Genomic DNA, 14,337 nt, shown 5'->3' with positions numbered 1-14,337 from the left:
ACAACTTTAAATAATATTTTATTTTATGGTTGATTTTCCCTAAGAATCAGGTATTTAAACTAATGATTTTTGTGTCATAGCTTCTGGCTGCTCTACCCCCATCATGTGTAAAATAGTCGGAGCCATGTCTCCTAGAATACCATCCTTAATTTCCTTCAAGTCTTTGTCAATCAAAATAATTGGGACCGGATTGGTCGTGTGGGCTGTATTTGGTGTGCCATCAGGATTGATCATGGTTTCACAGTTTCCGTGGTCTGCAATCAACAAAGTTGAATAATCATTTTCAAGAGCGGTTGTAACCACATCTTTTACGCATTCATCAACAGCTTCACATGCTTTGATAGCAGCTTCCATGACGCCAGTGTGCCCTACCATGTCACCGTTGGCAAAATTGAGACATACAAAATCAATATCCCCTTTTTGCAAAACAGGTACTAAAGCATCTCTGAGTTCATAGGCACTCATTTCGGGTTTTAAATCATAAGTGGCCACTTTTGGTGAGTTTCTTAAAATTCTTTCTTCCCCTTCAAAAGGCTCTTCTTTTCCTCCAGAGAAGAAGAATGTAACGTGTGGATACTTTTCAGTTTCTGCAATACGCAATTGTTTTTTGTGATGTTTTTCTAAAACTTCCCCTAGAGTATCCTTTAAGTTGTCTTTGGTATATACCACATGTATGTTTTGGAAGGTGTCGTCATAAGTAGTCATGGTGACATAGTAAAGTGACAACTTGTGCATGTTTTGCTCATGGAAATCTGATTGTGAAAGGGCTTCTGTTAATTGACGGCCTCTGTCAGTTCTAAAGTTGAAGAACAGCACCACATCCCCTTCCTGAATTTTAGTAACAGGTTCCTGGTTTTCATCGACCATGACGATGGGTTTGATAAACTCATCAGTAACGTCTTGATCATAACTTTCTTGGATAGAAGCCAAAGCATCTTGAGATTTGCTCCCTTCTCCATTAACCAAGGCGTCATATGCTAATTTGACACGTTCCCAGCGTTTATCTCTATCCATGGCATAATAACGACCGGTGACGGTTGCTAATTTGGTATTTGTGTCTTTTACGTGATTCTCCAGACTTTCTATAAACCCATAGCCTGATTTTGGGTCTACGTCACGGCCATCTGTGAAAGCATGTACATAAGACGATGGTACACCATAGTCTTTGGCAGCGTCAATTAAGCCAAATAAGTGTTTTATGTGCGAGTGAACCCCTCCATCGCTTACCAATCCTAAAAAGTGAACTGGTTTGTTATTTCTTTTGGCATATTCAAAGGCATCTTTAATGACTTTTTCATCTTTTAGAGTGTCTTTTTCAACAGCCATATTAATCTTTACCAAATCTTGATAAACAATACGGCCAGCACCCAAATTCATGTGTCCAACTTCACTGTTTCCCATCTGGCCTTCTGGCAAACCAACATTAAGTCCGTCGGTTCTCAAACTAGCATTTGGGTACTTGGTATATAGCGAATCTATAAAAGGAGTATTGGCATTGTCAATAGCTGAAACTTTTGGGTCTGGAGATTTTCCCCACCCGTCTAAAATCATTAAAATTACTTTCTTATTCATGTTTACAAACTTTGGTACTGTAAAGATAATTCATATAAATGTCTTGAATAAATATGGGACTTTAAAATAAATGACTTTATGGAATTTTTATGATTTCTGAAAGGAACTGGAACTCAAAAACGAGAGATGTACAAAATTTAACAGATTTGTTCTCTGATAGTTAATAAAATGTTATAAAAAATATTTTGTGTAACAATCCAAAAAATTAATCGTCTCTTTAATACAATCAAAAAAATCATTAATCAAAAATCTTTCATCATGAAAAAAACAGCAGTCATTCTTGCAATCGCATTAGGCTTTTCTTTTAGTCTAGTAAATGCCAATCACAATCCAGTATCATCAACTGCATTGGAAACCGTAGTCGGACCAAAAATTAGTCCTTTATGTATGTCAATAGTTAAGGGAGATACAGAAACAGTAAAAAAATTATTGGGTCTAGGTGTTGATGTCAACGAAAAATCAGCTGGAATGACACCAGCAATGTACGCAGCTCGATACAACCGAGTAGAAATTTTAAACTACCTTATTGAAAGCGGTGCAAACCTTAAAGCAAAATGCGACAAAGGCCATACAGCCTTAGAACATGCAGAAATGTCTAATGCTACTGAGGCCAAAGCTGCTATTAAAAGCGCTTTGGATAAATAATCAATAGCATTTTTCATCGGTTGGTTAGTTGAAAAAGCCTCAGGTCACTGAGGCTTTTTCTTTTAATGTTTAAGCGATTTGAACATTGAGAAATGGGTTCCTATTTGAGGTATTTCAAAAGGTTCACCAAAGATTTCAAAACCGTTTCTTAAATAAAAATTAAGTGCTTTTTCTCTGGCATTACACCAAACCAATCCTACTTTCTTCTCCATGAGAATTTTATTTCCAGCATCAATCAATAGACTGCCATAGTTTTTGCCTTGTGCTGATGATAGAACAGCCATCCCTCTTAGTTGATACTGTTTCGGATTAGCCAAGTCTGGATGATGATTTTTAATAAATGTAACCACTCCCACAAGTTCGTTTAAGAGATAGAGTCCCAAATGAAATGTGTCAGGATCATCATCGCCATTAAAAACGCAATCTTCTTTGGGTCTGCCTTCCCGTAAGACAGGATGTCTAACTTCATGAGTTTCCAAGGATGAGATTATTTTTACCTTTAAATCAGGGTTATTCAATTTATAAAGTTTGGCGGGCATGCCATCATAAAAGCCGTCGCCGATCCAACTTAAACCAGATTTTATAATGACGTTATGAGAAGCCAAATTGTCTTTATGGGCATGGGCGTAAATAGTCGCCAATTTCAGTGTTTTGAAACCATAGGTAATGGATGCTTTGCAACTTTCTGTGGCATAACCATGCCCCCAATACTTTTTGTAGAAACGATATCCAACTTCAACCAAATGTTCTTTTGGATGAAATTTCAAACCGCACCAGCCTAAGAAAGCATTATCTTCCTTTCTGATAACGGCCCATCTGCCCATATTATATGTTTTATATTGGTCATAGGCTTCAATAAATTTTTGAGCTTCTTGAAGTGAGGAGAATGAGGAGTCGCCTGTAAACTGAATCACTTCAGGATCCTTGTTCATCTCAAAAAAATGAATAGCATCCGAAGCATTAAACTCTCTTAAATACAAACGATTTGTTTCAGCAATTAAAGTCATTGAGTTTCAATTGGTATGCTTTAAAGCAGGTTGTTTTTTGTTATTTATGAATTAAAGAACACAATTAATTTTCCAAAAAAAAGAAGAAAAATTTGTTTGGAAATAAAAGTAAGTAATATATTTGCAACTGCAATCGCGGGAGTAGCTCAGTTGGTAGAGCGTCAGCCTTCCAAGCTGAATGTCGCCGGTTCGAACCCGGTCTCCCGCTCAAAAAAAAGTCTCACAAATGTGAGACTTTTTTTATTTATTTCAGGTTGTTTAATGATGATCCCGTTTCTATTTCATAAGGGGTTTTACCGCACTCAAATACCCTGGCTGTTAATTCACCTTTTAAGGTGATATTCTCGTTTTCGATGTGTAGCCAACTGCCTTCCCTTAAACCAACCACCGGCTGCGTATTAAATTGATGGAATTCTTTGATTCTGGTTTCTCGAGTTTCGCCCATGTGTTTATCTCCAGGTATGGGGTCTAAGTAATGAGGGTTTAAGTTAAAAGGAACCATACCTAACGTTTTAAAACTTGGCGGATAAACAATTGGCATATCATTGGTGGTGTTCATGGTTAACCCACAAATGTTACTTCCTGCGCTAGTTCCTAAATATTTTGTTCCATTGAAAAGGGCATCCCTTATAGGTTCGATTAACTGGTTTTTGTTTAATTGGTTTACCAAAACAAAGGTGTTTCCGCCCCCTGTAAAAATAGCCTCGGCATTTTTTACTGCTTCAATAGGGTTATTATACGTGTGGATCCCCGTTATGTTTTTACCAATTTTTGAAAAGCCCTTTTGTGCAATTTCAGTATATGCATCATGACTGATGCCTCCCGGTCTGGCATAAGGTATAAACAAGATGTTCGTTATATTTTTGAAAAACACTTCAAGTTCTGGATGCAGGTATTCCAAATAGCCACTCCCATGAATGGTTGAAGTACTAGCCATTATAATTTGTTTCATTTAATGTTGTTTTTTGTAAAGGTAGACAATATCAGGTTTAACAAAAGTTTATTATCTTAATAGGATAATATTCATTTGAAAAATAGTTCCTTTAATAAAAACTTTAAAGCGATCTCATGAAACAACTTTTACTTTTCACTTTTTTTTTAATCACTATTTCAGCTTTTTCACAAGGTGTCATTAGAAAGGAAATTACCGGCCAAGTGGTTTCCAATGACAATGATGTAGAAGGTGTAACCATTTATAATAAATCTACTTCCAAAGGAACTATAACAGATCAGTTTGGCGAGTTTACCTTGTTAATGGGAGAGGGTGATATAATAGAGATATCGGCACTTCAATATACTCCGGTATCCTTTCCTGTAGCCAAAGAGACCATGATTACAGGCGTTTTGAAGATTTGGCTAACCGAGCAGGTCAATAGTTTGAATGAGGTCTATGTCTTTTCTTCGGAACTGACGGGTAATTTGGGTGTTGATGTAGATAGTGTTAAAGTGATGAAAATTGACCCCTTGGGGAATTTGACTTTAGGAGATGTGAGGAACATGAATTTCCCGACAGATCATTTAACCAAAGTGGATAATTTCATAACCAGACAAGGTCAATTTTACAATGGCGTTGATTTTGCGGCCCTATTAAGTGTGTTTTTTAAGAAAAAATCCAAGCCACTTCCTAAACACCAGGAACTGAAGAGAGAAGATCAAATTGTTGATATTTCTGAAAAATATACCCATGCGTTTATAACCCAACAGTTTCATATTCCGGAGGATCAAATAGAAGCTTTTTATTCCTTCTGCTATGAAAAGGGATTTGATGCCGATTTGTTGAAGGATGAAAATGAGGTAGAGCTGATTGAGTATATGGTGAAAATGAGTGAAAAGTTCAGAGGTTTGGGTAATGGGGAAGATTGATGTAATCTTTTTTATTGTCATTTTTCTTTCTGCCAATGTTCTGTTCTCTCAGGAAGTGCTGTTATCAGGTAGGGTTACTTCAAATGAGGATGTAGAAAATATCCATGTAATTAATAAAACTTCAAGTAGGTTTACTATTACCAATGAAAAAGGCGAGTTTCAAATATCTGTGAAACTCCATGATACCATATTGCTTTCTTCCCTACTACATCACCCAAAGGAGTTTGTGGTCTACCAAAAGATGATGGAAGAAGGAATTGTGGAAGTCTCATTGACTAAAACAACCTATGAATTGAATGAAGTGGTTCTTGGCAAGATACTAACAGGTGATTTAGGCGATGATGTCTCGGCTGTAGAAGGCGAACCCATCACAGCAAGAAAATTAGGTATACCAAGTTATGAGGGTCCACCTCTTACCCAAAGTGAAAGAAGGCTAAAGGAAGCTACTACTGGGGGAGGATTTGTTCCATTGAACCCTATTCTTAATGCCATATCGGGACGAACAAAAATGCTCAAGAATAGAATTAAGTTGGAACGCCGAGATGATCTAATGTATGAGATAAGAAGAAGTCTTGAAGATAAATTATTTGAAATGGAAGACTTACCAGAAGAAAGGCGTAATGAATTTTTCTACTTTTGTTCTGAAGACGATATCTTTATCCAACGATGTAAAGTGAGTGGTGATATTGAAATTTTAGAAATGCTATTGGTCAAGCTTCAAGAGTTTAAAAAACAGTGGCAAACTAAAACCGATTAGTTGGAACACTTTTTGTAAAGAAGTCATAAAAATCAAATGAAATTGAAATACCTATTTATTTTATTCGTGGTGCCGCTTATGGCATTTTCCAGTTTGCATAAATACTATGTAAGTATTACCCAAGTGGAATATGTTTCTGAGAAAAAATCGTTGCAACTTATCTCACGAATTTTTATTGATGACCTAGAAGATGTCCTACAAGCCAGGTATGATGAAAATTTGGTGATGGCCTATAAAAATGAGGATAAGCAAGTAGATCTTTATGTTGAAAAATACATAAGGAGTAAATTTGGAATTAAAATTAACGGCCAAGAGGTACCCTTAAATTACATAGGGAAAGAGTATGAAGATGATATTGCCATCGTTTATTTGGAGGTTGAAAATGTGAAGAAAATTTCCTCTATTGAAATTACCAATTCCGTGCTCTATGATTTGTATGAGGAGCAACAAAATATCATTCGCACGAAAATTAACTCCAAGAATAAATCCTTTATCCTCACTAGAGAAAATGATAAAGCAATGTTAAATTACGATTAAATGTCTCATTTGCATTGATTTTTTGCTATTTTCCGCCGAATTTTTTACCACTAACAAACTTTTCAAAAGAATAATGAAAATCTACAAGTATTTCTTTCTTTCGATGGCTTTTTTATCTGTTCAAGCTTTTGCACAAGAACAGGAACAAGAAAAGCCCGAAACAAAAACCGGTCATACCAATAACAATAAATTTAAGCAATTGTATGACGAATTTTCAACCCCAAATATGTTCAGGACGGCTTCTGGTGCTCCGGGTCCATCCTACTATCAGCAGCAGGCAGATTACAAAATGGACATCACCTTGGATGATGATAAGGCTACAATTTCTGGATTTGAGACGATTACTTATCACAATAATTCTCCAGACGAGTTAACCTATTTATGGGTTCAATTGGATCAAAACATGAGAGCCAAAGATTCTAAAACGCCTTTAATTGAAGGAAGTGGTGTAGCACCTGCTCAACAACCTTCTGGTTTTGTTTCAACTTATATGAAAGAACCTTTTGATGGTGGTTTCAATATCATGGAGGTAAAAGAAGCGGGCGGAAAGGCTTTACAACATACTATTAACAGAACCATGATGCGCGTTGAATTACCAAAGCCATTAAAATCTGGAGAGAAATTTTCATTTTCAATCAAGTGGTGGTATAACATCAACAATCACGTAGATGGAAGAGGAAGATCTGGATATGAATATTTTGAAAAGGATGATAACCGAGCATATGTTATAGCTCAGTTTTACCCTAGAATGGCCGTTTATAATGATGTAGAAGGATGGCAAAATTCCCAATTCTGGGGACGTGATGAATTTGCGTTACCTTTTGGTGATTTTGAAGTGAACATCACCGTTCCAGCTGACCATATTTTGGATGGTACAGGAGAGTTGGTAAACCGTAAGGATGTTTTTACTAAAGAAATGATGAATCGTTATGAAAAGGCTAAAAAGTCTTATGACGAACCAGTGATTATAGTAACTCAAGCAGAAGCAGAAGCTGCTGAAAAGAATAAATCAATTAAGACTAAGACGTGGAAGCTTCACGCTAAGAATGTTCGTGATTTTGCTTTCACAACATCCAGAAAATATATCTGGGATATGATGGCTGTTAACATCGGTGGAAAAGACATCATGGCAGTATCTTTATATCCTAAAGAAGGGAATCCGTTATGGGAAGATTGGTCTACCAAAGCTGTGGCTAGTACTTTGAAGTCTTACTCAAGAATGACATTTGATTATCCATACCACAAGGCTATTTCAGTTCATGCTAAGAACCAAGGAATGGAATATCCGATGATTTGTTGGAACTATGGTCGTCCTGATGAAAACGGAAATTATAGTGACCGTACCAAGTATGGAATGATGAGTGTTATTATCCACGAAGTTGGACATAACTTCTTTCCGATGATTGTGAATAGTGATGAGCGTCAATGGACTTGGATGGATGAAGGCTTAAACACATTTACCCAATATGTGGCGGAGCAGGATTTTGGTAAATGGTATCCTGATGCCTTATCAGAAGGAGATGAAACCTATCCATCGAGAAGAGGGCCTGCGGCTAAAATAATCCCTTACATGGGAGGAAATCAAGATTTCATTGCCCCTATAATGACTAAAGGTTTAAATACCTATCAGTTTGGAAGCAATGCTTACAGCAAGCCAGCAACGGCTCTTAATATATTAAGAACGACCATTATGGGCGAGGAATTGTTTGACTATGCCTACAGAACTTATGCGCAAAGATGGATGTTTAAGCACCCGACGCCAGAAGATTTCTTTAGAACCATGGAAGATGCCTCTGCAGTTGACTTAGACTGGTTTTGGAGAGGGTGGTTCTACACTACAGATTGGGTTGACATAGGAGTGAAGGATGTTAAAAAATACTATGTGTCTTCTGAACCAAACAAATATGTTAAAGATATCGTGGCACAAAGAGGAATGAAAATATCAGATTTACCTCCGTTAGTATACATGGTAGAAGAGGGAAGTGAAGATTATAAGGAAAGTTTAAAGAATGGTTCTGCGGTTGAAAATTCATCTACATTAAAAGAATACCTTATGGACAATTTCACAGCAGATGAAAGAAAGAATATTAAAGAACCAAAATATTTCTATTCTATTACATTTGAAAAACCAGGAGGTTTGGTAATGCCTATTATTGTTGAGTATACCTATAGCGATGGAACTTCTAAAACAGAAACATATCCAGCGCAAATATGGAGATACAACGATAAAGAAGTTAGCAAATCTGTGGCTTCTGATAAGGAAATCGTAAAGATTACGGTAGATCCTAACCTGGAAACTGCAGATATAGATACATCAAATAACAGTTGGCCAAAAGAAGTTCAACAAAGTGATTTTGATAAATTTAAAAATCAGGTAAGAGATTAAAAATTAACAAAAGGCCAGTTGAATTAACTGGCCTTTTTAATTTTCATATAATTCATCTTAGTATATTTGCATCGTGATAGCAAGTGCGATTATATTGTTTATAGGTACACCAGAGGTGATTTTCATTCTCTTTATCGTGGTGTTGGTTTTTGGAGCGGATAAAATTCCAGAAGTAGCCAAAGGCTTAGGGAAAGGTATGCGTATGCTTCGAGACGCTTCCAATGATATTAAATCTGAGATTAATAACAGTAGTGATAAGATGGGCATTGATACCAATATCACCAAAGATGTTCAAGACGAACTCAATAAAGTCAAAGACGATCTAGAAGACTTTACGGGCTCAATTAAAAGGAACATGTAGATTTCTTCTAATCTAAACTCTCCAAAGCATAAAGCAAACGATTTTCAGCATTGGCCTGAGAGCCAAAAACCGAGCGGTATATCGTTTTATCTTTTGTAATTAGTACCCACTGAGGTGTTCCTTCGCTTTGGAAGAAATCATAAATCTCATGTGTTTCATCTAAATAGATGGGGAAGGGTAGTTCTTTTGAAGTGAATATACTTTTGATGTCTTCTTCCGAGGTTGTTTGAGTGCCAAAATTACTGTGAATGCCAATAACAGTTACGTTTTTATGCATGTTCTGCAGCTTGTAGGCTAATGGCACAGCTCTTCCAGTGCATCCTAAACATTGGTTGTTATAAAGTAAGAGTAGCAGGTTTTGGTTTTTGTAAATTGACAATAAATCCACTGGATTTTGATTAAAGTCTTGAACCACTATCGAATTTAATTGGTTATCCATTATCTAAAGCTTTCTACTTATTGTTAAGCCATCACGTATGGGCAAAATAACGGTTTCAACACGAGAATCTTCCTTCAATAGTTGATTGTATTCAACCAATAGTTTTGTTGACGTATCCTTATCATTAATAGGTTCGGCTACTTTGCCACTCCAAAGAACATTATCTGAAAGGATGATACCTCCAGGCCTCAATTTGTCTATAATAGCATGAAAATAATTGATGTAATTTGGTTTGTCGGCATCAATAAAAACCAAATCGAAAGTGTGATCAAGTTCTGGAATGATATCTAAGGCATTTCCTAAATGCTGATAAATTTGTTCTCCAAATGGTGAGGCGTCAAAATACTTCCTTTGAAAATCTACCAGTTCCTCATTTACGTCAATGGTATGTAATTCACCACCCTTTGTTAAGCCTTCAGCCAAACAAAGCGCAGAATATCCTGTATAGGTCCCTATTTCCAATATGTATTTAGGCTGAATTAATTTGGAAAGCATGCTTAAAACCCTTCCCTGGTAGTCCCCACTTAACATTCTTGGTTGTAAAATTTTTTGATGGGTCTCTCTGTTGAGCTTTTGCAGAAGCTCCGGCTCATTTTCAGAGTGCTTTACAACATAGTTGTCAATATGTTCAGGCAGAAAATGCATATTAAGCCAGAATCTTGTTTACTAAATTTTGCTTTTTGACTTCATCATCACCAAATAACCACTGTAATACATTATCCTCCCACATGGCATCCTTTTCAGTTTCGTCGATGATATTCCTCTCAATGGCTAAATCCAAAATTTTCCCTGGATATGAAGATTGGGTAGTGCTTTCCATTTCCCCTAATGGATACGGATCGTCCAAGCCAATTAGCACCTGTTTCGCCGTTTGATTTTTTATCAATAATTGAAGAGAGCCTGTATCATGTACTAGGGTGTCAAAGAATATGTTTTTATGCCCAACAGCTTTTCTAGGGTGTACTTTACCTTCAAATAAATCATGACGACCATCAAACCCTTGAATTCGTCGTCCTAAATTAATCTGGGCCAATTGTCCGCCATGAGCAAAACAAATTCGCATATTTGGATATTTCTCATAGTAACCATTCAAGGTAAGGAAGTGATATGCATCTGCGCATTGTGCTAACATCCAGATCAAATGAAATCTCCAAGCAGTGTTTTGAAGTTTTATGAATTTCTCACCATCATATGGGTGAATCTCAACGGCCAAATTATATTTGTTGGCTAACTCAAAAATAGGTTCGTTTTCCTCATCAAAAATACAACGCCAAGTTCCAATGGTGTCCATATAATGGGTGGGAAGGCATAATAAGTTCATGCCTAACTCTTCCACACAACGCTCAATTTCCCAGCAAGCACCGCGAACAAATCCAGGGTGTACTACAAATCCACACGTGAATTTACTTGGGTTTTCGGCTTGTATTCTACCATTAAAATCATTTTGAAACCTAAGGGCCTGCTTCATCTCTTCCAAACGCAGACCGTTACCATACAACTGCGACAAATTGAGTACCACCGCATGATCTATTTTGTAGCGCTCCATCCATTCAAGCTTCTCGTTTAAGAAAAAACTCGAATCGGTTACAGGTCTGCTCCAGTCTTTCTGAAGCATGTATTTTCTGTCTTTGTCAACCCAAAAAATACCTTTATCCTTCATAAATTGAGGAATCTCCTCGGGATAGGGCAATAGGTGAGAATGGCCATTAATTCTTAGTTTGCGTTTCATGTTGGTAGTCGGTAGTAAATATTAGTCTTCTAGTTGTACTTTTTTAGGTGGTTGCATTACTTGCCCACAATTGGGACAGGTTCGCTTACCGGCATCGCCATAGTATTTATCAAAAATTTTGGGCATGTCAGTTTCAATGTTGTCCAATGTGAAATCTTCCTCATACAATTTGGTGGTGCAGTTTTCACAAAACCACAACAAGGCATCTTGAACCCCTTTCTCTCTTGGGTATTCTATAACCAAGCCCACAGTGTTAGCACCACGTTGTGGGGAATGAGGAACTTTTGGAGGCAAAAGAAAGATTTCACCTTCCTTTATATGAATGTCTTTAGGTTGACCTTGGTCAATAACTTTTAATACAATATCTCCTTCCACTTGATAGAAAAACTCAGGAGTTTCATTGTAGTGATAATCTTTACGGCTGTTAGGCCCACCAACTACCATGACAATAAATTCGCCATCCTTCCAAACCACTTTATTCCCTACAGGAGGTTTTAACAAGTGACGGTTTTCTTCAATCCATTCTTTGAAATTTATAGGAGAAACTAATTGGCTCATATGTTATTTTTTTGGGCGTGCCCCTTTCGGGTCGGGTTTTTCGCGCTACACGGTAGCTAGCTTCAACCCCTCACGCGGGTTTTGGTTAAATTTACAAACTTTTTGTTCGACCACCATCAACAGGAAGGTTAATTCCGTTGATATAACTGGCGCGAGAACTTGCTAAAAACGTGATGGCATCAGCCAATTCCTCGGGTTGGGCAAAACGTTTGGCTGGCACCGCTTGTTTCATGGCCTCGGCAGCTTCATCTTCACTTTTACCTGTTTTTGCCGATTTATTTTTAATGATTTCCGTCAATCGCTCTGTTCCTGTTGCACCGGGTAGGACATTATTCACCGTGATTCCAAATTGTCCTAACTCATTGGCTAGAGTCTTGCTCCAGTTTGCAACAGCACCACGAATGGTATTGCTCACCCCTAAACCATCCAAAGGTTGTTTTACGGAGGTGGAAATAATGTTTATGATCCTTCCAAAACCAGCTTCTTTCATAAAAGGAACAACCGCTTGTGCCAACACGTGATTGCATTTTAAATGTTGGGTAAAGGCATTTTCAAATTCCTCGAGTTTGGCACTAAATACTGGGCCTCCAGCAGGACCTCCTGTATTATTTACCAAAATATGGAAGCCATGGTTTTGAGTTATAAACGTGTTTACCTTTTCTTGTAGTTCTTCAGGGTTTGAAAAATCAGCAACCAAATAATTGTGCTTGTCTGAATTTGGTAAATCCCTCAACACTTCTTTTAACTTGGTTTCATTTCGAGCCACTAAAGTGACTGTTGCGCCTTCGTTGGCTAATGAAATAGCAGTTGCTTTTCCTATACCAGCAGTACTTCCACAAACTAGGGCGTATTTATTGTTTAATTCTAGATTCATTATTATTTTGATTAACGAAGAAAGTATTGAGAACAGCGTCTTAATCTATGTTCTTTTCTCTCTTATCTATGTTCTATTTCAGTATTTAATACAAACATTCTTAGGTTCGGTAAAAAAGCGTAAGGCATCAAAGCCGCCTTCACGACCTACACCACTGGCTTTCACTCCACCAAAGGGTGTACGCAAATCACGTAACATCCATGTGTTAACCCAAACAATTCCAGCCTGCAATTGTTGACTCATTCGCATGGTGCGTTTTAGGTCATTAGTCCAAAGGGTAGAGGAGAGGCCATATTTTACCTTATTAGCCATTTGTAAAACTTCATCTTCGGTTTCAAAAGGCATGATAGTTACAACTGGGCCAAAAATTTCTTCTTGATTCACGCGGCATTCATCCGTTTTAACCTCAATGACGGTAGGCTCCAAATAATAGCCATTTTCAAAACCTTCAACAGTTACCTGGGTGCCCCCGCATAGTATGCTTCCGCCTTCTTCTTTGGCAATATCAATGTAGTTTAAAACCTTTTCCATATGGGGTTTGGAGACTAAGGCACCAATATTGGTATCTGTCTTTGCAGGATGACCTACCTTCAGTCCTTTAACTTTTGCGACAAAATCGGCTTTAAATTGGTCGTAAATAGTTTTTTCTACAAAAATTCGGCTTCCGCAAAGGCAAATTTGCCCTTGATTAGCAAATGAAGAACGTACCGTTGTGTTAAGCATATCCTCATAATCACAATCTGCAAAAATGATGTTGGGGTTTTTTCCGCCCAATTCCAACGATAGCTTTTTAAACATCGGGGCTGCTACTCTTGCAATATGGGCGCCAGTTGCCGTACCTCCCGTAAAGGAAATGGCTTTAATGTCTGGATGTTCAATAATGGCTTGACCTGTTGAGGCTCCCAAACCATTAACAATGTTTAAAACTCCCTTAGGTAAACCTGCTTCATTACAAATTTCTCCCAGTAAAAAGGCTGTCATAGGCGTAACTTCGCTGGGTTTGGCAACAACACAATTGCCAGCTGCTAATGCAGGGGCAATCTTCCATGTAAACAAATAAAGAGGCAAATTCCATGGCGAAATACAGCCGACAACGCCTATAGGTTGTCTTAGGGTATAATTAATAGCTTGCTGACCTACACTTTCATGACTTTCACTGGCAAATTGCGTAATGGCATTTCCGAAAAAACGAAAATTACTTGCGGCTCTGGGAATATCTACCGACTTGGCCAAACTTATTGGCTTGCCATTGTCCTTACTTTCAGCTTCTGCAAATCGATCTAGATTGGCCTCCAGTAATTCTGATATTTTAATCAAGATACGGCTCCGTTCTTCCAAAGTCGTTTGCGACCAATTAGGAAAAGCAGATTGGGCTGCTAAATAAGCGTTTTCAACATCTTCTTTAGTTGAATTAGGGATTTGGCCATATACTTCTCCATTGGCAGGACAGTAGTTGTCAATCCAATCGTTAGATGATGGATTATGAAAACTTCCGTTTATATAATTTTGGATTTTTTCCACAAAATATTATAGTTGGTTTGATTCCAAAAGTACAAATAAATTAAGGAAGCTACCCCATGAAAATCCCGTGCATATTTTGTATTTTGGT

15 protein-coding genes and 1 tRNA gene are annotated in these 14,337 nt (G+C 37.5%); 7 read left to right on the top strand and 9 right to left on the bottom strand.

The genetic code is table 11. From position 1 onward, the window contains the following. Positions 1-54 precede the first annotated feature (54 nt). Positions 55-1,572: a 2,3-bisphosphoglycerate-independent phosphoglycerate mutase gene (gpmI, locus tag LOK78_RS00670; RefSeq protein WP_232633136.1), complete on the bottom strand. Its 1,518-nt coding sequence runs from the start codon at positions 1,570-1,572 to the stop codon at positions 55-57. Positions 1,573-1,830: 258 nt separating this feature from the next. Between gpmI and LOK78_RS00665 the strand changes: the two genes are divergently transcribed. Next, positions 1,831-2,217: an ankyrin repeat domain-containing protein gene (locus tag LOK78_RS00665; protein WP_232633135.1), complete on the top strand. Its 387-nt coding sequence runs from the start codon at positions 1,831-1,833 to the stop codon at positions 2,215-2,217. A 62-nt stretch (positions 2,218-2,279) separates the two neighbouring features. Here LOK78_RS00665 and LOK78_RS00660 read toward each other — a convergent pair whose 3' ends face one another. After that, entirely contained in the window at positions 2,280-3,224 is a 945-nt protein-coding gene (locus LOK78_RS00660; protein WP_232633134.1) for a GNAT family N-acetyltransferase, read from the bottom strand. A gap of 135 nt (positions 3,225-3,359) precedes the next feature. On the opposite strand from LOK78_RS00660, the gene LOK78_RS00655 reads away from it, so the two are divergent. Beyond that, a tRNA-Gly gene (locus LOK78_RS00655) sits at positions 3,360-3,432 on the top strand. A 36-nt stretch (positions 3,433-3,468) separates the two neighbouring features. On the opposite strand, the gene pepE is transcribed toward LOK78_RS00655, so the two are convergent. Next, complete coding sequence (pepE, locus tag LOK78_RS00650; protein WP_232633133.1) at positions 3,469-4,176, bottom strand: dipeptidase PepE; 708 nt, start codon at positions 4,174-4,176, stop codon at positions 3,469-3,471. 116 nt (positions 4,177-4,292) lie between these two features. Between pepE and LOK78_RS00645 the strand changes: the two genes are divergently transcribed. From LOK78_RS00645 to LOK78_RS00625, 5 genes are all read left to right on the top strand, one after another. Beyond that, a complete protein-coding gene (locus tag LOK78_RS00645) occupies positions 4,293-5,087 on the top strand; it encodes a carboxypeptidase-like regulatory domain-containing protein (RefSeq protein WP_232633132.1) in 795 nt (264 codons plus the stop codon). Continuing rightward, positions 5,050-5,844: a peptidase associated/transthyretin-like domain-containing protein gene (locus LOK78_RS00640; RefSeq protein ID WP_232633131.1), complete on the top strand. Its 795-nt coding sequence runs from the start codon at positions 5,050-5,052 to the stop codon at positions 5,842-5,844. The genes LOK78_RS00645 and LOK78_RS00640 overlap by 38 nt, the downstream gene beginning before the upstream one ends. A 36-nt stretch (positions 5,845-5,880) precedes the next feature. Further along, the gene (locus tag LOK78_RS00635) at positions 5,881-6,381 is read left to right on the top strand and encodes a DUF6702 family protein (RefSeq protein ID WP_232633130.1); all 501 of its coding nucleotides are present in this window, start codon (positions 5,881-5,883) and stop codon (positions 6,379-6,381) included. Positions 6,382-6,454: 73 nt separating this feature from the next. Further along, the gene (locus LOK78_RS00630) at positions 6,455-8,767 is read left to right on the top strand and encodes a M1 family metallopeptidase (RefSeq protein WP_232633129.1); all 2,313 of its coding nucleotides are present in this window, start codon (positions 6,455-6,457) and stop codon (positions 8,765-8,767) included. A 76-nt stretch (positions 8,768-8,843) separates the two neighbouring features. Next, entirely contained in the window at positions 8,844-9,128 is a 285-nt protein-coding gene (locus tag LOK78_RS00625; protein ID WP_157492138.1) for a twin-arginine translocase TatA/TatE family subunit, read from the top strand. Positions 9,129-9,135: 7 nt separating this feature from the next. Here the strand turns inward: LOK78_RS00625 and LOK78_RS00620 are convergent, their stop codons facing one another. From LOK78_RS00620 to LOK78_RS00595, 6 genes are all read right to left on the bottom strand, one after another. Beyond that, positions 9,136-9,567 carry a TlpA family protein disulfide reductase gene (locus LOK78_RS00620; protein ID WP_232633128.1) on the bottom strand — a complete coding sequence of 144 codons (432 nt, stop codon included), beginning with the start codon at positions 9,565-9,567 and terminating at the stop codon, positions 9,136-9,138. Positions 9,568-9,570: 3 nt separating this feature from the next. Further along, complete coding sequence (locus LOK78_RS00615; RefSeq protein WP_232633127.1) at positions 9,571-10,212, bottom strand: O-methyltransferase; 642 nt, start codon at positions 10,210-10,212, stop codon at positions 9,571-9,573. Position 10,213: 1 nt separating this feature from the next. After that, a complete protein-coding gene (locus LOK78_RS00610; protein ID WP_053971434.1) occupies positions 10,214-11,296 on the bottom strand; it encodes an amidohydrolase family protein in 1,083 nt (360 codons plus the stop codon). Between the two features lie 21 nt (positions 11,297-11,317). Further along, entirely contained in the window at positions 11,318-11,854 is a 537-nt protein-coding gene (locus LOK78_RS00605; protein WP_232633126.1) for a 3-hydroxyanthranilate 3,4-dioxygenase, read from the bottom strand. A 91-nt stretch (positions 11,855-11,945) separates the two neighbouring features. After that, a complete protein-coding gene (locus tag LOK78_RS00600) occupies positions 11,946-12,728 on the bottom strand; it encodes an SDR family oxidoreductase (RefSeq protein WP_232393918.1) in 783 nt (260 codons plus the stop codon). 78 nt (positions 12,729-12,806) lie between these two features. Beyond that, positions 12,807-14,249, bottom strand: coding sequence for an aldehyde dehydrogenase (locus LOK78_RS00595; RefSeq protein ID WP_232633125.1), 1,443 nt, complete (start codon positions 14,247-14,249; stop codon positions 12,807-12,809). Positions 14,250-14,337 lie beyond the last annotated feature (88 nt).

Source organism: Mangrovimonas futianensis (genome assembly GCF_021245805.1).
Lineage (GTDB): Bacteria > Bacteroidota > Bacteroidia > Flavobacteriales > Flavobacteriaceae > Mangrovimonas > Mangrovimonas futianensis.
This window is presented reverse-complemented; position numbering and strand designations above follow the sequence as displayed.

Excerpts from the sequence above, each read along its gene's own strand:
- gpmI (WP_232633136.1), bottom strand. The coding sequence starts at position 1,572 with ATGAATAAGAAAGTAATTTTAATGATTTTAGACGGGTGGGGAAAATCT.
- LOK78_RS00665 (WP_232633135.1), top strand. The coding sequence starts at position 1,831 with ATGAAAAAAACAGCAGTCATTCTTGCAATCGCATTAGGCTTTTCTTTT.
- LOK78_RS00660 (WP_232633134.1), bottom strand. The coding sequence starts at position 3,224 with ATGACTTTAATTGCTGAAACAAATCGTTTGTATTTAAGAGAGTTTAAT.
- pepE (WP_232633133.1), bottom strand. The coding sequence starts at position 4,176 with ATGAAACAAATTATAATGGCTAGTACTTCAACCATTCATGGGAGTGGC.
- LOK78_RS00645 (WP_232633132.1), top strand. The coding sequence starts at position 4,293 with ATGAAACAACTTTTACTTTTCACTTTTTTTTTAATCACTATTTCAGCT.
- LOK78_RS00635 (WP_232633130.1), top strand. The coding sequence starts at position 5,881 with ATGAAATTGAAATACCTATTTATTTTATTCGTGGTGCCGCTTATGGCA.
- LOK78_RS00630 (WP_232633129.1), top strand. The coding sequence starts at position 6,455 with ATGAAAATCTACAAGTATTTCTTTCTTTCGATGGCTTTTTTATCTGTT.
- LOK78_RS00620 (WP_232633128.1), bottom strand. The coding sequence starts at position 9,567 with ATGGATAACCAATTAAATTCGATAGTGGTTCAAGACTTTAATCAAAAT.
- LOK78_RS00615 (WP_232633127.1), bottom strand. The coding sequence starts at position 10,212 with ATGCATTTTCTGCCTGAACATATTGACAACTATGTTGTAAAGCACTCT.
- LOK78_RS00610 (WP_053971434.1), bottom strand. The coding sequence starts at position 11,296 with ATGAAACGCAAACTAAGAATTAATGGCCATTCTCACCTATTGCCCTAT.
- LOK78_RS00605 (WP_232633126.1), bottom strand. The coding sequence starts at position 11,854 with ATGAGCCAATTAGTTTCTCCTATAAATTTCAAAGAATGGATTGAAGAA.
- LOK78_RS00600 (WP_232393918.1), bottom strand. The coding sequence starts at position 12,728 with ATGAATCTAGAATTAAACAATAAATACGCCCTAGTTTGTGGAAGTACT.